The 15,292-nt window shown below is 51.3% G+C and carries 16 protein-coding genes; 8 read left to right on the forward strand and 8 right to left on the reverse strand.

All coding sequences use genetic code 11. The features are described 5' to 3' along the window. The first annotated feature begins 59 nt into the window (after nt 1-59). Entirely contained in the window at nt 60-287 is a 228-nt protein-coding gene (locus A3EQ_RS0105865) for a hypothetical protein (RefSeq protein WP_020154255.1), read from the forward strand. 12 nt (nt 288-299) lie between these two features. After that, entirely contained in the window at nt 300-1,103 is an 804-nt protein-coding gene (locus A3EQ_RS22070; RefSeq protein ID WP_020154256.1) for a CAP domain-containing protein, read from the forward strand. Nucleotides 1,104-1,281: 178 nt separating this feature from the next. Here A3EQ_RS22070 and A3EQ_RS0105880 read toward each other — a convergent pair whose 3' ends face one another. The 4 genes from A3EQ_RS0105880 to A3EQ_RS0105900 all read right to left on the reverse strand — a co-directional run bounded on the left by A3EQ_RS0105880 (nt 1,282) and on the right by A3EQ_RS0105900 (nt 4,558). Then, the gene (locus A3EQ_RS0105880; protein ID WP_020154258.1) at nt 1,282-2,223 is read right to left on the reverse strand and encodes an NAD-dependent epimerase/dehydratase family protein; all 942 of its coding nucleotides are present in this window, start codon (nt 2,221-2,223) and stop codon (nt 1,282-1,284) included. 49 nt (nt 2,224-2,272) lie between these two features. Then, on the reverse strand, nt 2,273-2,758 hold the full coding sequence (locus A3EQ_RS0105885) for a hypothetical protein (RefSeq protein WP_020154259.1): 486 nt from the start codon (nt 2,756-2,758) through the stop codon (nt 2,273-2,275). After that, complete coding sequence (locus A3EQ_RS0105890; protein ID WP_020154260.1) at nt 2,751-3,989, reverse strand: glycosyltransferase family 4 protein; 1,239 nt, start codon at nt 3,987-3,989, stop codon at nt 2,751-2,753. The genes A3EQ_RS0105885 and A3EQ_RS0105890 overlap by 8 nt, the downstream gene beginning before the upstream one ends. Nucleotides 3,990-4,198: 209 nt before the next feature. Then, nucleotides 4,199-4,558: a DUF4183 domain-containing protein gene (locus A3EQ_RS0105900; RefSeq protein WP_020154262.1), complete on the reverse strand. Its 360-nt coding sequence runs from the start codon at nt 4,556-4,558 to the stop codon at nt 4,199-4,201. Between the two features lie 177 nt (nt 4,559-4,735). Here A3EQ_RS0105900 and A3EQ_RS0105910 point away from each other — a divergent pair, with 177 nt between their 5' ends. Continuing rightward, complete coding sequence (locus tag A3EQ_RS0105910) at nt 4,736-5,116, forward strand: DUF4183 domain-containing protein (RefSeq protein ID WP_020154264.1); 381 nt, start codon at nt 4,736-4,738, stop codon at nt 5,114-5,116. Between the two features lie 611 nt (nt 5,117-5,727). On the opposite strand, the gene A3EQ_RS23090 is transcribed toward A3EQ_RS0105910, so the two are convergent. From A3EQ_RS23090 to A3EQ_RS0105935, 3 genes are all read right to left on the reverse strand, one after another. Beyond that, a complete protein-coding gene (locus A3EQ_RS23090; RefSeq protein ID WP_020154267.1) occupies nt 5,728-5,853 on the reverse strand; it encodes a hypothetical protein in 126 nt (41 codons plus the stop codon). A gap of 199 nt (nt 5,854-6,052) precedes the next feature. Next, entirely contained in the window at nt 6,053-7,030 is a 978-nt protein-coding gene (locus A3EQ_RS0105930) for an NAD-dependent epimerase/dehydratase family protein (RefSeq protein WP_020154269.1), read from the reverse strand. Then, nucleotides 7,027-8,301 carry a nucleotide sugar dehydrogenase gene (locus A3EQ_RS0105935; RefSeq protein WP_020154270.1) on the reverse strand — a complete coding sequence of 425 codons (1,275 nt, stop codon included), beginning with the start codon at nt 8,299-8,301 and terminating at the stop codon, nt 7,027-7,029. The genes A3EQ_RS0105930 and A3EQ_RS0105935 overlap by 4 nt, the downstream gene beginning before the upstream one ends. Nucleotides 8,302-8,532: 231 nt before the next feature. On the opposite strand from A3EQ_RS0105935, the gene A3EQ_RS0105940 reads away from it, so the two are divergent. Both A3EQ_RS0105940 and A3EQ_RS22435 read left to right on the forward strand, forming a co-directional pair. Continuing rightward, nucleotides 8,533-9,078 (forward strand): D-glycero-alpha-D-manno-heptose-1,7-bisphosphate 7-phosphatase, encoded by a 546-nt coding sequence (locus tag A3EQ_RS0105940; protein ID WP_020154271.1) that lies wholly within the window; start codon nt 8,533-8,535, stop codon nt 9,076-9,078. Between the two features lie 499 nt (nt 9,079-9,577). Continuing rightward, complete coding sequence (locus tag A3EQ_RS22435; protein WP_154652824.1) at nt 9,578-9,958, forward strand: hypothetical protein; 381 nt, start codon at nt 9,578-9,580, stop codon at nt 9,956-9,958. Between the two features lie 406 nt (nt 9,959-10,364). Here A3EQ_RS22435 and A3EQ_RS0105960 read toward each other — a convergent pair whose 3' ends face one another. Further along, nucleotides 10,365-10,859: a DUF1572 family protein gene (locus A3EQ_RS0105960; protein WP_020154275.1), complete on the reverse strand. Its 495-nt coding sequence runs from the start codon at nt 10,857-10,859 to the stop codon at nt 10,365-10,367. Nucleotides 10,860-11,055: 196 nt separating this feature from the next. Between A3EQ_RS0105960 and A3EQ_RS0105965 the strand changes: the two genes are divergently transcribed. Genes A3EQ_RS0105965 through A3EQ_RS0105975 form a run of 3 tightly spaced genes read left to right on the forward strand, consistent with a single transcriptional unit; the run spans nt 11,056 to nt 15,029 of the window. Continuing rightward, the gene (locus tag A3EQ_RS0105965; RefSeq protein ID WP_020154276.1) at nt 11,056-11,775 is read left to right on the forward strand and encodes a Type 1 glutamine amidotransferase-like domain-containing protein; all 720 of its coding nucleotides are present in this window, start codon (nt 11,056-11,058) and stop codon (nt 11,773-11,775) included. Between the two features lie 57 nt (nt 11,776-11,832). Next, nucleotides 11,833-14,349 carry an FtsX-like permease family protein gene (locus A3EQ_RS0105970; RefSeq protein ID WP_020154277.1) on the forward strand — a complete coding sequence of 839 codons (2,517 nt, stop codon included), beginning with the start codon at nt 11,833-11,835 and terminating at the stop codon, nt 14,347-14,349. Then, entirely contained in the window at nt 14,340-15,029 is a 690-nt protein-coding gene (locus tag A3EQ_RS0105975; RefSeq protein ID WP_020154278.1) for an ABC transporter ATP-binding protein, read from the forward strand. Before A3EQ_RS0105970 ends, A3EQ_RS0105975 begins: the two co-directional genes overlap by 10 nt. Nucleotides 15,030-15,292 lie beyond the last annotated feature (263 nt).

Consider the following 15,292-nt stretch of genomic DNA (forward strand, 5'->3'; position numbering starts at 1 on the left):
GGGGATATAAAGATTGTAAAAAAGCGGGCGCTTTCAGAGGGTTGTCAAGGGAAAATTCCATGCAGTTTTTGGACCGGTTTCCAGAAATGGAAGGGAAAAAACAGATTTGGCAAGGGCGGATGATTTTGACAAAAGGCGATACGGCGCGGGTTCGGCACGCTTTTTCGGCGGCGGGGCGGGAGGCCTTCGGACAAGGGGCCGCCATCATCTCCGATTTCCAGAATCTTGCTGAAATATTACATCAACCCCATGTTATCATAGACTTGCAAGCAAGATTCATAGAATAGGAGGGAACAAGCGTGAAAAAATCCGTAATCACCATCGCCGCTTCACTGGTTATCACGGGCTCTTTGCTCATCCCGAAAGCCGGCGCCCAAACCGCTGATATAAAAGTCGTAAAATTGAACAATTATGCCAATTGCGGGGCAACCGCCGGGGAGATGAAGTCCTGGCTCCTGAAAAACATGCCGGATCTTTACAAACAGCTGATTCCTTCCGAATGGATGAAGCCGTCCTCCGGCCAGCAAAAAACGGTCGTAAAAACGCCGGCCTCCGGGCAGAAACAGGCCGATAGACAAACCGGCCAAAATCAAGGAAATAAGCAAACGGTGCAAACGCCGGCAAACAATAAGCAAACGAACGCCCCGGCCGGCGGAAATAAAAACACTGCCGTTCAAAATCCGAACGGGCAAACCGGCGGAAATTCATCCGGTTCCACTTACAGCCTGAAAGCCTATGAACAACAAGTGGTGAATTTGACGAACCAGGAACGGGCGAAACACGGTTTGGCCCCGCTGCAAGTCGACCTGGCTTTGAGCAAAGTCGCCAGGGAAAAATCCCTCGACATGGCGAGGAACAATTATTTTTCCCACAACAGCCCGACCTACGGTTCACCCTTTGACATGATGAAAGCCTTCGGCATCCAATACCGTACCGCCGGAGAAAACATCGCAAAAGGGCAGCGGACGCCGGAAGAAGTGGTGAATGCCTGGATGAACAGCGAAGGGCACCGGGCAAATATCTTAAACCCGAATTTCACCCATATCGGCGTCGGATTTAGCGAAAACGGAAATATTTGGACGCAACAATTCATCGGAAAATAACGGAATCTTTGAAGGGAATATCCGGTCCTGCACCGGATATTCTTTTTTCTGTCAGGAAGGCGTCGGTATAGGCCCCGGCCGCGGCCGGGGACACGGAAGAGCAAGGGACGCCGATCTCCCCGAAACCGCTGGGGACACAGGGAAGCGGCTCCGTCCGTTGCAACCGGGGGAAAACACGTCAGGAACGCCTGCGATCATGGCCCTTTTCCATTCCCATTTTCCATTGGTAGGTGATTTTCAAGCCTTCCATCAGGGAGACTTTCGGCTGGAAACCCAAGATCCGTTTTGCCTTTTCATTGTCCAGGCAGCTCTCCTTAATGTCCCCGGGTTTTTCCGCCTGATAGTTCACTTTCAAGGCCGTGCCGTGGATCCTTTCCAGCGTGCGGATCAACGTGTTGAGGGATGTTTTCTTCCCGGTGGAGACATGGATGATCTCCCCGTCTCCCTTGTCCGCTGCGGCAATGGTCGCTTCAACGACGTCCGAGACATAGATGAAATCCCGGGTCTGTTCGCCGTCGCCGTAAACGGTGAAAGGTTCCTTGCGCGAAAGTTTTTCCAGGAAAACCGCGATGACCCCGGCTTCCCCCTCGCCCCTTTGCCTCGGGCCGTAAACGTTGCCGTATCTTAAAATCGTAAAGGGAAGATGGTGGATCCGGCTGAACAGCTCGATATATTTTTCGCCAGCCCATTTGGAAAGGCCGTAAAAGGAAACCGGATCCGGCGGGGAAGTTTCGCGGATTTTCCCGTCCTTTTTCTCGCCGTAGACCGCCGATGTGGAGCTGAAGATGATTTTTTTCACCCCCGCCGTTTTTGCCGCCTCCAAAACGTTCAGCGTGCCGGCGAGATTGATATCGGCATCCTGGCGGGGGCTTTTTACCGACCGGCGGACATCGACTTGCGCGGCCAAATGGAATACCGTGTCGGGCCGAATCCCTTGAAAAATTTCTTTAACCTTTTCGCTTCGGATATCTTCCGCGTGGATTTCCGCCGACGGATGCACAAAGGCGGAATCCCCGGCGGCCCGGTTGTCGATGATATGGACTTCGGCCCCTCTTGCGATCAGCTCATCCGCAAGATGGGACCCGATGAATCCCGCCCCTCCGGTCACCACCGCCCTCATTTGGCTTCACCCGCCGATTTTTGAATTCGCATCAAAATTTCCACTCCATTCAAACGTGTTCAACATTTTCCAACAGCTCCGCGGGATCGCCGACGGTACGGAGGGGAACGGAATAGCGCGGATGATTAAACACAAAAGAATTCAGCAGTTGATAGCCTTCCGGCAGATTCCGTTCCATCCTTTCCCAAACGGCCGGATCGACGGATGCGTTTTTGAACTGCAAGCGCCAATAGTTTTCTTCGGCCTCCTTCAGCAGGGCCAATATCCTTTCGTTGGGAAGTTTATACCCTTCCGGCAGCGAGCGGATGATTTGATCGAATACGGGCCGCGGCATGTAAATATTCGGTTGGGAAAAACCGGAAAGAAAGATGGATTGGTAAGCTTCCTGCGGGATCGTGTCGAACGCCTGGCTCTCTTCGGGGAAAGGGCCTTTTTCCTCAGGGCTCTTTCTTCGGAACAGCCGGCCGAAGAATTGGGCCGTCCGGATATAAGACAGGAAGAGATAAAACCGCACAAGGGAAAGAAAATTAGCCACGGCGTCCACCTGCCAATCGTTTCTGATCGATCGCCTGGTAATAGATCTTTAAAAGATTTCGGGTCGACTTTTCAATCGACCAATGGGGCAATCCCCATTTTCTTGCGTTGGATCCCAACTGTTTCCGGTATTTCTCGTTATCCAGCAGCAAGTTCAAGTTTTGCGTGAGCATGTTGACATCCTTCGGCGGGGTCAATAATCCCGTTACGCCGTGTTCAATAATCTCGGGAATCCCGCCCGTATTGCTGGCGATGATCGCCTTTCCGGCGATTTGCGCCTCAATGACAGATAGCGGTTGATTTTCAATAAGGGTGGGGAGGACGAAGATATCCGATTGGGTCAAAAGTCCGGGGACGTCGTCCCTTCTGCCGAGAAACTGCACATCCTGATCCAGTCCGAGGGCCATAGCTTGATTTTTCAAGGCGGCTTCCTGTTCGCCGGATCCCACAATCCAGCATACCCAGTCACTGCGGATGGCTTTCAAATTCTTCAGCGCCTCGAGCAGATAATTGAGCCCCTTCAATTCGGCCAATCTTCCGGTATAAAGGATGACCTTTTTATCGGCGGGCTTAACCAGCGCCGGTTTGATCCGCATCCGCCGGATAAAGTTTTCCGCGTCGTAGCCGTAATGTAAAATGGTCAGTTTTTCCGGCGGGACATCGAATTCGTCGAGAAAGATATTGCGCAGCCACTCGTTGCATACGATCGTGATATCTGCGGATGTGGCCCCTTTCTTTTCCACATCGTCGTAGTAATCCCGGGCCATGTAGGAAGTTTCGGATTTATGGATCGATTCCAACTGCATCCTGATTTCATGGGCGACGGAACCGTGGATCGTCGCCACGTGGGGGATATGTTTCGGCTTGATCCGGCTGACCGCCGTCGTCGAAAGCACATCTTGCGTGTGGATCAGGTCGTATTTATCCAAACCGAAATAGGCCGCGCTCAATTCAAAAACATAACGTTGAAACTCGGTCCACCGGACAAGAAAGTTTCTGTAAATGAGCGGATAGTTTTGCTCGGTGAGATTGGCGTTAATGATGGGAATCACTTTTTCCCGCGGCAGTTTTCGCCCTTTGTTGTACAAGTGGACGGAAATATTGTCCTCGTCATAGCCGAGGAGATCCACTTCATGACCGTAGGATTCCAATTTTTCCTTCAATTGCGTCATATACGTCCATACGCCGCCGACATGAGGGATGGGCCAATAGGTTGCAAGCAATATTTTCATTACCATACCTCTTTCTTTAGGAAAATAACTATTATGTAGAATATGTATATTTTGTGGAGCTGCTATCGGCATAGACTTTTATTCCAAAATAAATAAAAATGGGCGTTCCCTTTTTTGACGAATGAAAAGGAACGGGGAAAGGGAGGGGAAAAGAAAAAGGGGAGGCAGGGGATTTTTCCGGTTCCCGATGGAAGCGCGAAAAAATACGGTCACAGGATGATCATTTGCAAGATGATCGGCGTTCCCCTCAACGGAACGTCATCGGTTTTTAAAAACAATTTTCCCGCTTTCACTTCATAATTGGCCTTGGGCTGCAAAATTCCATTTATATATAAACTGTACAAGGATACATCGCCTGGAGGCAGTATTTTCTGCGAACCGTACCCGTTCATTCCATCCTCATCGGTATAGACCCGCTTTTTTCCGTCGGAGACGGCAAAATACTCCGCGATCATGACCGGTGCCGGGACGGCAAAATGGCGCAAATCCCGTTCATCGCCATCCGGAATCATCAATACCGGCCGGGGCAGGGAGAAAGGCAGGTTATAAAAGTAGTGATAACCGCTCATCATGATCCCCCTTTAGGGAAAAATCCAAGGATTCCTATGGTTATATATATAAAAAACCCGCGGAATTGGTGATCGATCATGGGTAAATTCATTATTTTTCCATTGTCCATTTCATCGGAATCTCCTTTTTGAACGGGGTGCATATGCTGTAGTGAACATGAAAGGAGCGGGGTGTGAATGGGTTTAAAGATCATCAAGCCGTTGATGACCACGGATGTCCAAATCTCTGTCGTACCGGTCGTTCAACGATTTTTCACGGAAATGGAAAAATCCATTCCCGAAAATACCACGTACCGAATTGACGCCGGCAAATTTCTGGACGACTCGGGCAACAAGGTGGAATATTTTCCGCCGTTAAACTTAAATAACAGTTATTTTAATGTGTATATTAACGGATTTCTGCAAATGGAAGAGAATTTTGCGTACACCGCCGGCGAAGAGGGAATCGGCAATTTGTTGATCACCGTCCCTGAAGGGTCGGAAATCCCTGCCGGAACGCCGATCATTTTGGAAGTGGTAAACTTCGAACCGGTTGTCAATAATTCGCGGAAAAATTGACCGTTTTCCCGCGCAAATCCAAATGGAGAGAAAGGCCGAAAAACCCGGCCTTTCTTTTTGGTTTGTCCGAAAATGGCAAGCATGGGGATGTTGAAAGCGGGAGCGGGACAGTCCAGAGCTGGGGCCGCAGGAAAACAAGGCCCGTTGGTATGGCGGAATGGTTGAGAAAAGGGGATGGACAGGCTTCGGCCGAAAGGGATGCGATCCGGGCAAGGATGCCGGACCTTGCGCGAGGATGCGGATGAAACGCCGTCCCCAAGGGACAGATTAGGCGGAAGCCGCAGAAATGCCGCCCTTGCTTTGGGAGCTTGAGCGTCTTCCTGTCCAATTTGGTCGACGATCCCGCGGAACGGCCGCTCTTGCTTCGGGGTACCGCCCGCATATACGCGATAGACCCCGAGGTGCCGTTGAAACGGGCGGGAGCCGGTAAAGCCGCAGGATCCGGCACGGCCCGGGGAAGGGAAAGGCCATTTCCGAACGGTTTTCGGCCGGTTCGGTATCCGGGAATGAAAATCTAAATCCTTTCGGATCGGGGACTCAGGCCGGCGACTCCTTTTCCCTCTCAGAGGCCAAAACGGGGAGGCCGCAGCTTTTCCCAAGGTTTTTAGGCATCATACAAGGGAAAAAATATGCAACAGGACGGTGAGAACTTGAACATAATGATTCATCGTCAAATGGGGGGAAGACTCGCCGATCAGCCAGGCGAAAACCAGGCAATGCAAAAAATCATTTTCCACACTTATCCATCCTTCACAAACATGATCTTCCCGCCCCGCGCAGGTACGGGCACATCCCGCCGTTTCGATAGGGCAATCCGCCCGGCGGAGTTTTTTTCCCCGGTTCTGCGAAAAAAGCCGGCGGATGGCGGACGAGTCAGCGATGGCGCCGGGCGGATTGCCTGTCTGAAGATCTTTCCGAAAATGCGAAAAGAGGCCATCATGTTTCCAAGAAAGCTTTATACCATTCGACCGTTTCCTTGAGCCCATCATCCAAAGACACTTGGGGGACGTAATGGAGCAGCCGCTTCGCCTTTTCCAGCGAAGGGATTCTGACCGGAATGTCTTCAAACCCCGGTCCGTACGCTTCGGCGTAAGGGATGAATTCGACGGTCGACCGGCTGCCGGTTAACGCTTTAATCCGCGCGGCCAATTCCAGGATCGTCACCTGATCCGAGGAGCCGAGATTGAAGGCGTGATGATCCGCTTCCTTCGCCATGGCCAGTTCCAAACCGCGGACAATATCGGATACATAGGCGAAACAGCGGATTTGCGAACCGTCGCCGTGCACGGGAATCGGCTCATCATTCAGCGCTTTGCTGATGAAAACCGGGACGACCATGCCGTATTCGGAAAAAATCTGCCTCGGGCCATAGACGTTAAAAAGGCGGATGACCGTTACCGGCAGCCCTTTGTTCGCGTAGGCAAAACAGATATGTTCGTCCAAGGCTTTTGCCGTTGCGTAACACCACCGGTGAACCGACGGGTCCCCGAGGAGACGGTCGGAATGCTCATGGTAAGGAAGATTCGGATTTTTTCCGTACACTTCCGACGTGGAGGCGAAGATCACTTTCTTTTGCTGCCGGTGGGCGAGCTCCATAATGATTCGTGTTCCGTTGATGTTCCCTTCGATCACCTTTAACGGATCGCGGACGGTGTTTTTGACTCCGAGCACCGCCGCCAAATGATAGATGACATCATTTTTCTGGATCAATTCTTCCATCAGCTTTCCGTCCAGGACGCTTCCCCGGTAAAATTGAAAGCGGGGGTGGTCCCGGACTTCATTTAAGAAATCCGGCTTCCCGTTGGAAAGATCATCGACCACGTCCACCGCATGTCCTTGTTTCAGCAAATGTTCCGTCAGGTGGGAGCCGATAAATCCCGCTCCCCCGGTTATCAGGATCTTTTTCGCCATCATTCCTTCCCTCCCCGGCCATCGGTTTCCCTTGTCCAGGGAAGGAAATAGCTTTCCGGAAAGATCACTTGCTTTGCCGCGGCGGAAATTTTTTCCCGGTCCATGACGGAATGCTCCGTAATGACGACCGCCAGGTCATATCCGGAAAGCGGATCGTCGGCCGAACGGAGGACCTTCCCGCCGACGGTCAGCTCCGGAACAAGGGGATCGAAATAATCGACGGCGGCGCCTTTTTCCATCAGCCGCCGGATGACCTCAATGCTGGCCGATTCCCGGACGTCATCGATGTCCTTTTTATAGGCGACGCCGGCAACGAGAATTTTTTTGCCTGCCAATCCCCCGGTTTCCGCCAGAAGCCGCAGCACCTTTTCGGCAATGTACGCGGGCATCTTTTTGTTGATCCGGTCGGCAAAATGAATGAAGGGGGTCTCGTGGTCGTATTGTTTCGCCTTCCAGGACAGATAGAGCGGATCGATCGGGATGCAGTGGCCCCCGATTCCGGCGCCGGGCAGATAGCGGGTGAAGCCGTACGGTTTTGTCGCGGCCGCATCGATGACTTCGTATACATCTATGCCCATTTTTTCACATAATAGGGCAAAATCGTTGATGAAGGAAATATTGATAAACCTTTGGGTATTTTCCAGTATCTTCGTCATTTCCGCCGCCCGCGTGGAAGAGACGGGGTGGACGGCCACAAAAATCCTTTCGTATAAATCTTTTGCTTTTTGCAGGCACGACGGGGTGATGCCGCCGACGACCTTCGGAATGTTTTCCAGCGGAATTTTGCTGCCCGGGTCGATCCGTTCCGGGGAATAGGCCAAATAGAGATTTTCTCCGGGGCGAAATCCCCGCTTTTCCAGTTTCGGGAGGATCAATTCCTCCGTTGTGCCCGGAAAGCTGGTGCTTTCCAAAACGATGAGCTGTCCTTCCCGAATGTGGGGAAGGATAAGATCGACGGCGCTGTTCACATAGGAAAGATCCGGTTCTCCCGTTCCGGTGAGGGGGGTCGGTACGCAAATGAGCACGGCTTCGGTTCCGGCCGCTCCTTCGCCGTCCTGAAAAAGGGAAAATTTTTGTTCCCGGATACAGGTTTGAAGAAACCCGCTGTCCACATCCGGGAACAGAGATTCACCCTTTTCGATGGATTCCAGTTTTTTTTGATTAATATCGATTCCGTGGACGATAAAACCATTTTGCAAAAAGAGCTGGCTGAGGGGCAGTCCGACGTATCCTAATCCGATGACGGCTACTGAATTTTTCTGGATGCTGGCCATTCATACTCCTCCCTTGATTGAGACTAAAATATTGTATGAGGAACCGGTGCGGCGGTTATAGGCAGAACGGATAGCTTCCGTGAAATTGTGTGTTACCCTTAAAATTTTTGTGAATTTGGATTGCAGCCGAAGGGGAAAAGGGGAGATCGGATGAAAAAGTTCCCGTTTTCCGGGAACGGATGCCCTTGAGACGCAATCTTTCATATAAAACGGGACAGGAGGAGTAAAACGATGAAAAAACGGGCCGTATTTTTGGACAGGGACGGGGTCATCAATGAAGTCCTCAGCAAAAGGGTAAAATTCGTGAACAAGCCGGAAGAATTCTACTTTTTGCCCGGCGTTCCGGAAGCGATCAAAAAATTGAACCGGCATTTTGATTACGTCTTCGTCGTCACCAATCAGGGAGGGGTCGGTTTGGGCTATCTGACGGAAAAGGACCTCCGCCGCATTCACGACCATATGAAGCGGGAATTAAAAAGAAAAGGCGCGGAAATCCACGATATTGCCTGCTGCATCCATCCGCCCCATCTGGGCTGTGAATGCCGGAAACCGGGGAGCAAAATGATCGAGGATTTGGCGGAAAAATACGGGGTCGACTTGTCCCGTTCCTACATGGTCGGCGACCAGGAAACGGATATTGCCGCCGGGAAAAGGGCGGGGACGAAAACCGTTTATATCGGCGCTTATTCCCCGTCGGCCGATGCCTCTTTTCCCGACCTGGCCGCCGCCTCCGACTGGATGGCGGCGGAAGCCGGAAAAGGGAAGGGGGAGGGGTGACCTCCTTGTCGGAGGAGCAAAGGGCCGGGATGTCCTGTTTTTCCTTCCGGAATTCTTAAGCCGTTGCGGAAAGGGACGACATGAGGGTGAGGGTATTCCCCAGCGAAAGCGATTGATGGAAGGGCTGACGCTTATCTCCCGGCAGAATACAGGGGAGGGGTATTCCTGGCGAAAGCGGTTGGCCTCTCTCGTGACGTCCTCCGGAAATCGGCCGGCACGAGTTGCGCCTTGTCCTTCAGGATGGGAATGTCCGACATTTGTTTTGTTTCTGGAATCGGATCGTCCAACATGGCGGCCGGATGGTTCGACATTTTTGTTAAATGACCAATAACCGGTCGCATTTGTCCAAGATTTCGGAAAAATCGTCCAACATCTTTTTTGCCGGAGAAACCGGTATGTCCGACATCGGATTTTCAATGTTCATCATCGGGTCTGGAATGTCCAACACCGTATGCCGATGTCCATCATCGAAAAATATTTGTTTAACATCTGAACTTTAATGTCCAACACGGAAAAAAGTTCGTCCAACATTGAAAAAAATTTGTCTATCATCGCAAAAAATATGTCCATCATCGCAGAAAAAATGTCCATCATCCATCTGCGTGTCCAACACCGGCCGCGGAATGTTCAACATCTTCATCCTATGGTTCAACATGGGACGGACGGCCTCGTGGTCCATGCAATTAGCGATCCGAATGGGTTCCATATCGGTCGGTTTTGCATTGCGATTTTTTCCCATCCCGTTCATGAAAATGATCTGCGGCGTGGTCCACTCATCGGGCGTCCGACTTTGGCAATTACTGACACCCAACCGAAAAGTGCCGCCATGATCGTCCGGATTGGACATGGGGCCATCGGCTTTTTCCATCTGCCAAAATAAAAACGCCGGCCGTTACGGGTTCAATAACGGAAGGCGGAAAAGGGCCGTGGGAACTGGGCCGGATTCCCGGTGTTCCGGAGCTGTCCGGCCTCCGGTTCGGGAGAAAGGTCAAAAAGCGGCCGTTCAATATCAAAACGGGACGGCAGCGGTTGCCAAAGCGAGCAATGGACACGGATCGTGCCGATGCAGAAATCGTTTCCATGGAAGGGGAAAAGACAGGAGGCCGCCCTTTAATTCCATTTATTCCTTATAAAAATCAAACCCCGGGTTTCCCGGCAAAGGGCCGAACGGCGGAGGAGATGCCGTCTCCCGAAGGATGCCGACAGATGCGGTAAAAATGAGAACTTAATGCATCTAGCCATGGACAATCGATAAAATTGCCGGAAAGCGGGCGGCGAGCCCGCTTTCATCTTTTCCTCGGGATGGTTAACGTCTGCCAATCCGTTCCGGTCAGCAGTTTGGCCGCATAGACGATCTGCCCGATGTGATACGAATAATGATACATTTGCCGCACGATTGCCTGGAGGACGGTATGGGGTTCATTGCGGATGGTGACCGTCTTCAGCAAATCCTCTTCCTTGATTTCCTCCAACGCACGAAAAAAAACCGTCCATCCCTTTTCCCAGGAAGCCATGATTTCTTCCCTTGTTTTCCAGCGGTTGATAAATTCTTCGTCCCGGTTCCGGTCCGGTTTTTCCCCGTCCGTATGGAAAAAATCCGTCCATCGGGAAACCATGTTCCCGCTTAAATGCTTCACGATGATGGCGATGCTGTTGGATTCTTCGTTGAAACTGTGAAAAAGCCCTTCATCGGAACATTGTTCCATCGCCCTTTCCCCGATTCTTTTCATTTCCCGGAAACGATCCTTCACGACTTTTAAGTATTCCTTCCCGATTTCCATGGGACAACCTCCGTTCATGGGATTTATCAACCATCATTTCGATTTTTATTAGAAAAAATCCTGCCTAGATCCCTTCTCAAAGAAAAAACGAAAGGCTAAAAAAGGATTTTCCTGACATAAGAAGAATTTCATTGAAAAGGGCATTTTCCGACCCCGGAGAAACGGGAGCAAGTCAACCATGAAAGGAGCTGGAAAAATGAGACAAATCATCGCCCTCGGCGGGGGAGGTTTCTCGATGGAACCGGACAATCCCCTAATGGACTTGTATATTTTGAAACAATCGGGAAAGCCGTCCCCGAATATTTGTTTTCTTCCGACGGCAAGCGGCGACGCGGAAAACTACATCAATAAATTTTACCAATTTTTTCGCCGGTTTCCTTGCCGGCCGTCCCATCTGTCTTTGTTCCGCCCTCCGACCAGGGATTTGGAAGGATTTTTGCTGGAAAAGGACATCATCTACGTCGGCGGCGGCAATACGAGAAACCTGTTGATCTTATGGAAAGAGTGGGGGCTGGTGCCGGTTTTGAAAAAAGCCTGGGAAGAAGGCATCGTCCTTGCCGGGATCAGCGCGGGCGCCATCTGCTGGTTTGAGGAAGGGGTCACCGATTCCTTCGGCGAAGAACTGGAACCGATTGCCGGTCTGGGTTTCCTGAAAGGGAGCCACTGCCCCCATTATGACGGAGAACCGGAGTGGCGGCCGGCCTATCACAAACTGATCCGGACAGGGGCGATCCCCGGAGGCCTCGCCGCGGACGACGGGGCGGCCATCCATTTCGTCGATCGGGAGGTCAAAGCGATCGTCAGCTCCCGCCCGAAGGCAAAGGCATACCGCGTGCACTGGGATCAAAAGAAAAAACAGGTGACCGAGGAAGAGCTGCCCACGAAGTTTTTGGGAGCGCAGCCGTCGTCCCCGTAACCCGGGGCTGTCTCAACATGTGAGACAGGCGCGTTTTTATAAAGGAGTTGACCATCATTGACTTCTTTATATTGGCAGTATATCATCCGGCACAAACGGGCATTTTTCGTAACGGTGCTTTTGCTTGCCGTGATTTTCACGTTGCTCCCTGCCGCCGCACAAATCTGGCTGCGGGGACATGAAACCGTTCTTGCGGATATTACCGACTTTGCCCGAGGAAAATACGATATCCTCGTCCGTCCGAAAAATTCGCCGATCGAAGAAAAATTAGGGATTGTGGAAGAAAACTATTTAGGCGTGGGGGACGGGGGAATCACGCTGGATACGTGGCAGAAAATCGCCAGGGATCAACGGATCGAATTTGCCGCCCCCGTGGCTTCGTTGGGTTTTTTTACGAAAATGAATCAATCGTATCAGCTTCCCAAGCCTGACGGCCCAACCCGTTACAGGGTGAAATACGAAACGACAGACGGGGTCCATCGCTATGTCATCCAAGAGCAAACCGCTTACCTTCTTTTCCCCCTGGCGGCGAATCTTTCCGATGCCTTTTATCCGAAAGAATTGATCAATGTGTTCGGATTGTGGGGGAGGGCGAATTTTCAACTGCCGCCTTCCTATCATCCTGTGATCGCCATTGATCCTGATGCGGAAGAAAAGTTGACGGGGATCGACTTTTCGGCCCTGAAGCAAGAGTTAAACGGAGCCGATTTTTGGCCTCCGGAAGCCCATTATATCCCTCTCCTGGACGTGAAAGATTCGGCAACGCCCATTGACGCAATCATTACGGTCGAAAACTTGGATCTGTCCGAAGAAGATGTCCTTTCACTGAAACGAAAAGCGGGATTAAAAGAGGAGGATCCGCTTTTCTACGCCGTGAATCCCAATCACGAATCTTCCGACGCCTATCGCTTCATCGAAGAACAATTGGCCAATATCCCGCCGACATCGAAAAAAACGTATCAAATTCATTTTTCCGAATTTCTGAGTCCTTTTGAACAAGAATGGTATATGCTGGACAAAGATTTCCATGTGGTGATGGAATCCGAATATGATTTTAACAAACATGGCGAAATCGGCCGGGTGAGCAGCTATGAATCCCAGAACACGTTCTTCCGGGCTTCGCCGCCTGCTTACCGTTTGAAAGACGGCGGGCTTTCAATCCGGCTGGTGGACACGGAAGGCCGTCTTCCCGTTTACCGAAAATTGGAAGAAATCCGACATCAACAATTTCAATCCTCCGGTTCCAATCAAGATCTGCATTTTTTCGTACAGGTCGGCAGTGTTGCCGCGGGACAAGCCTATGAGCAACTGGCGGCCAGTCCGTTGGGAATCTACCAATTTCAATACGGTGTCCATCAGGCGACGGGCAAAAAACTTCAGCCGACCCATCACCCCGGAAGTTTTCTGCCCTTGCCAGCCCACGGACTGGTTTCGATTCGGTGGGCGGAATACTTTAAGGGAGCTGCTCCCATCGATGCGATTCGGATAAAAGTTGCCGGGATCTCCGGTTATACCGAGGAAGCGGCGGAAAAAATCCGGGAAGTGGCAAGGGATTTGGAAGAGATGGGCCTTTATGTGGATATCATTGCCGGAGCGTCCCGCCAGGACATGGTAGTGGACGTGGAAAAAATCGGAACGGTGATCATGCCCTGGACAACGTTGGGTGCTGCGGAATCAATTCTCTCAAGTTGGAATGTGTTTTCCATGGTCATTGCCGCCGTTTTTGTCTTGAGCGCCCTTTTGACGCTGTTGTCCCGATTCGGCGTCGCGGAAGCGGAAACCAAGGAAGAACGAGGCCGTTTGGCGATGTTGGGGTGGAGCGATTCGACGATTCGGGCTATTTTCCGTTTCCAATGGCGGATCCAACTGTTAACCGCGGCCATCATCAGCGGAGGAATATTGGCGGCAGCCGCCGGATTTGACTCGATTTCCTTCGCCGGTTTTGGAACGGCGATCCTCATCACATCCGGATTAAAAGCGGTGACCGGAAAACTCCATCAACGGCCGTCCAAAAGGGATCACTCCTTCCGGCCCGGCCGATCCCTTTTGACAGCTAATCTGCGTTTTTATAAAAACCACATCCTCGCGGCAAGTCTCCAGCTCATATTAACCACCTCCTGCACGGCATTCATCTTTACCGTCAATCACGCCACGACCGAACGCATCAAGAAGACCCGTTTGGGCGAATACATCCATTTTCATATCAATGAACAGCAAATGCTGCTTTTTTCGGGAATCATCCTGTTGACGGCTTTTACCCTGGCCGAGTCCTTCTACCGGCTATGGCAAGAAAGAAAAAAGCAGATCCAATTTTTAAAGATTGTGGGCTGGCAAAACCGGGAGATCCGCATGTTGCTGCTGAAAGAGTCCGTCGCATGGGCAGGAATTTCAACCGGGTTCGGAGCGATGATCAGTGTTTTTTTGGCAGGGTCCGTTTTGGGTTTCAACTCGGCGGCCGTTTTGCTGCAAATCGGTTGGGCCGGCGCCATCTTCCTCGGGACCCTTTTCATCTTTTCCATCGTCCTGTTCGGGACACTCAAATACGGTTTGAAAGGGGAACAGACATGGATGTAATCGTCCGCCATTTGTCCAAAACCTTTCGTTCCGGTTTCGAAGAAAAACTGATTTTGAAGGATGTCACGTTCGAAGTGAAAAGTGGAGAATGGGTCAATTTCATTGGACGTTCCGGCTCGGGGAAAACTACCCTGTTAAAATGTTTGGCGGGCCTCCTGCGGACGGAAGAGGGGGCTTCCATCTTCATCGGCGGCAGCCCCATTCACCAAACGCCGGAAGAGAAATTGCGCGAATTTCGCCGGAAACACATCGGATTTATTTATCAAGATTTTCAATTGTTTCAAGCGTTTACGGCAAAGCAAAACGTGATGCTGCCGGAATGGCCGTATACGAATAGAAAAAAGCTGGAAAAACGGGCGGAAGAATTGTTGGAAAGACTCCAGTTGACCGACCGGATGGACGCTGTCCCTGCCCAACTTTCCGGCGGGGAGCAACAGCGGATCGCCATCGCACGGGCCCTGTTAAATGATCCGGAAGTTTTGCTTTGCGATGAACCCACCGGAAATCTTGACCGGAAAACGAGGGACGAAATTCTGGGAATTTTGCACAACTGCCGGGAAGAAGGGAAAACGATCCTGTTCGTAACCCATGATTATGAAGTGCTGAAATACGGCCAACGGATCTTTCAAATCGATGACGGCGTCATCACAGAAATTGATAAACCGGCTATCCCCGGCTAAAGAAATTCCATACGGGGGCATAGAAGCAGGCTTTTCGCGGGAGGCAGGAAGCTGTTTTCTTGGAAAATGATCCCATTCAGCCGGCCTCATCCGAATGCTCAGCCTATATTTTTGGGCTTTGATCGGGATTTTGTATGTCCCGGCTTCGGCCTTATCCCTATGCTCAGCCTATATTCGCGGAGCCGTCTGCCGGCCGAACATGGCTGTCTTGGAATACCGTGTCCGCAAACTTTTTCGCGGCGAATTCCCATATTCCGAAAAAC

This window comes from Caldibacillus debilis DSM 16016, assembly GCF_000383875.1.
Taxonomy (GTDB): domain Bacteria; phylum Bacillota; class Bacilli; order Bacillales; family Caldibacillaceae; genus Caldibacillus; species Caldibacillus debilis.

Excerpts from the sequence above, each read along its gene's own strand:
- A3EQ_RS0105865 (WP_020154255.1), top strand. The coding sequence starts at position 60 with ATGCAGTTTTTGGACCGGTTTCCAGAAATGGAAGGGAAAAAACAGATT.
- A3EQ_RS0105880 (WP_020154258.1), bottom strand. The coding sequence starts at position 2,223 with ATGAGGGCGGTGGTGACCGGAGGGGCGGGATTCATCGGGTCCCATCTT.
- A3EQ_RS0105890 (WP_020154260.1), bottom strand. The coding sequence starts at position 3,989 with ATGAAAATATTGCTTGCAACCTATTGGCCCATCCCTCATGTCGGCGGC.
- A3EQ_RS0105900 (WP_020154262.1), bottom strand. The coding sequence starts at position 4,558 with ATGAGCGGTTATCACTACTTTTATAACCTGCCTTTCTCCCTGCCCCGG.
- A3EQ_RS0105910 (WP_020154264.1), top strand. The coding sequence starts at position 4,736 with ATGGGTTTAAAGATCATCAAGCCGTTGATGACCACGGATGTCCAAATC.
- A3EQ_RS0105930 (WP_020154269.1), bottom strand. The coding sequence starts at position 7,030 with ATGATGGCGAAAAAGATCCTGATAACCGGGGGAGCGGGATTTATCGGC.
- A3EQ_RS0105935 (WP_020154270.1), bottom strand. The coding sequence starts at position 8,301 with ATGGCCAGCATCCAGAAAAATTCAGTAGCCGTCATCGGATTAGGATAC.
- A3EQ_RS0105940 (WP_020154271.1), top strand. The coding sequence starts at position 8,533 with ATGAAAAAACGGGCCGTATTTTTGGACAGGGACGGGGTCATCAATGAA.
- A3EQ_RS22435 (WP_154652824.1), top strand. The coding sequence starts at position 9,578 with ATGTCCAACACGGAAAAAAGTTCGTCCAACATTGAAAAAAATTTGTCT.
- A3EQ_RS0105960 (WP_020154275.1), bottom strand. The coding sequence starts at position 10,859 with ATGGAAATCGGGAAGGAATACTTAAAAGTCGTGAAGGATCGTTTCCGG.
- A3EQ_RS0105965 (WP_020154276.1), top strand. The coding sequence starts at position 11,056 with ATGAGACAAATCATCGCCCTCGGCGGGGGAGGTTTCTCGATGGAACCG.
- A3EQ_RS0105975 (WP_020154278.1), top strand. The coding sequence starts at position 14,340 with ATGGATGTAATCGTCCGCCATTTGTCCAAAACCTTTCGTTCCGGTTTC.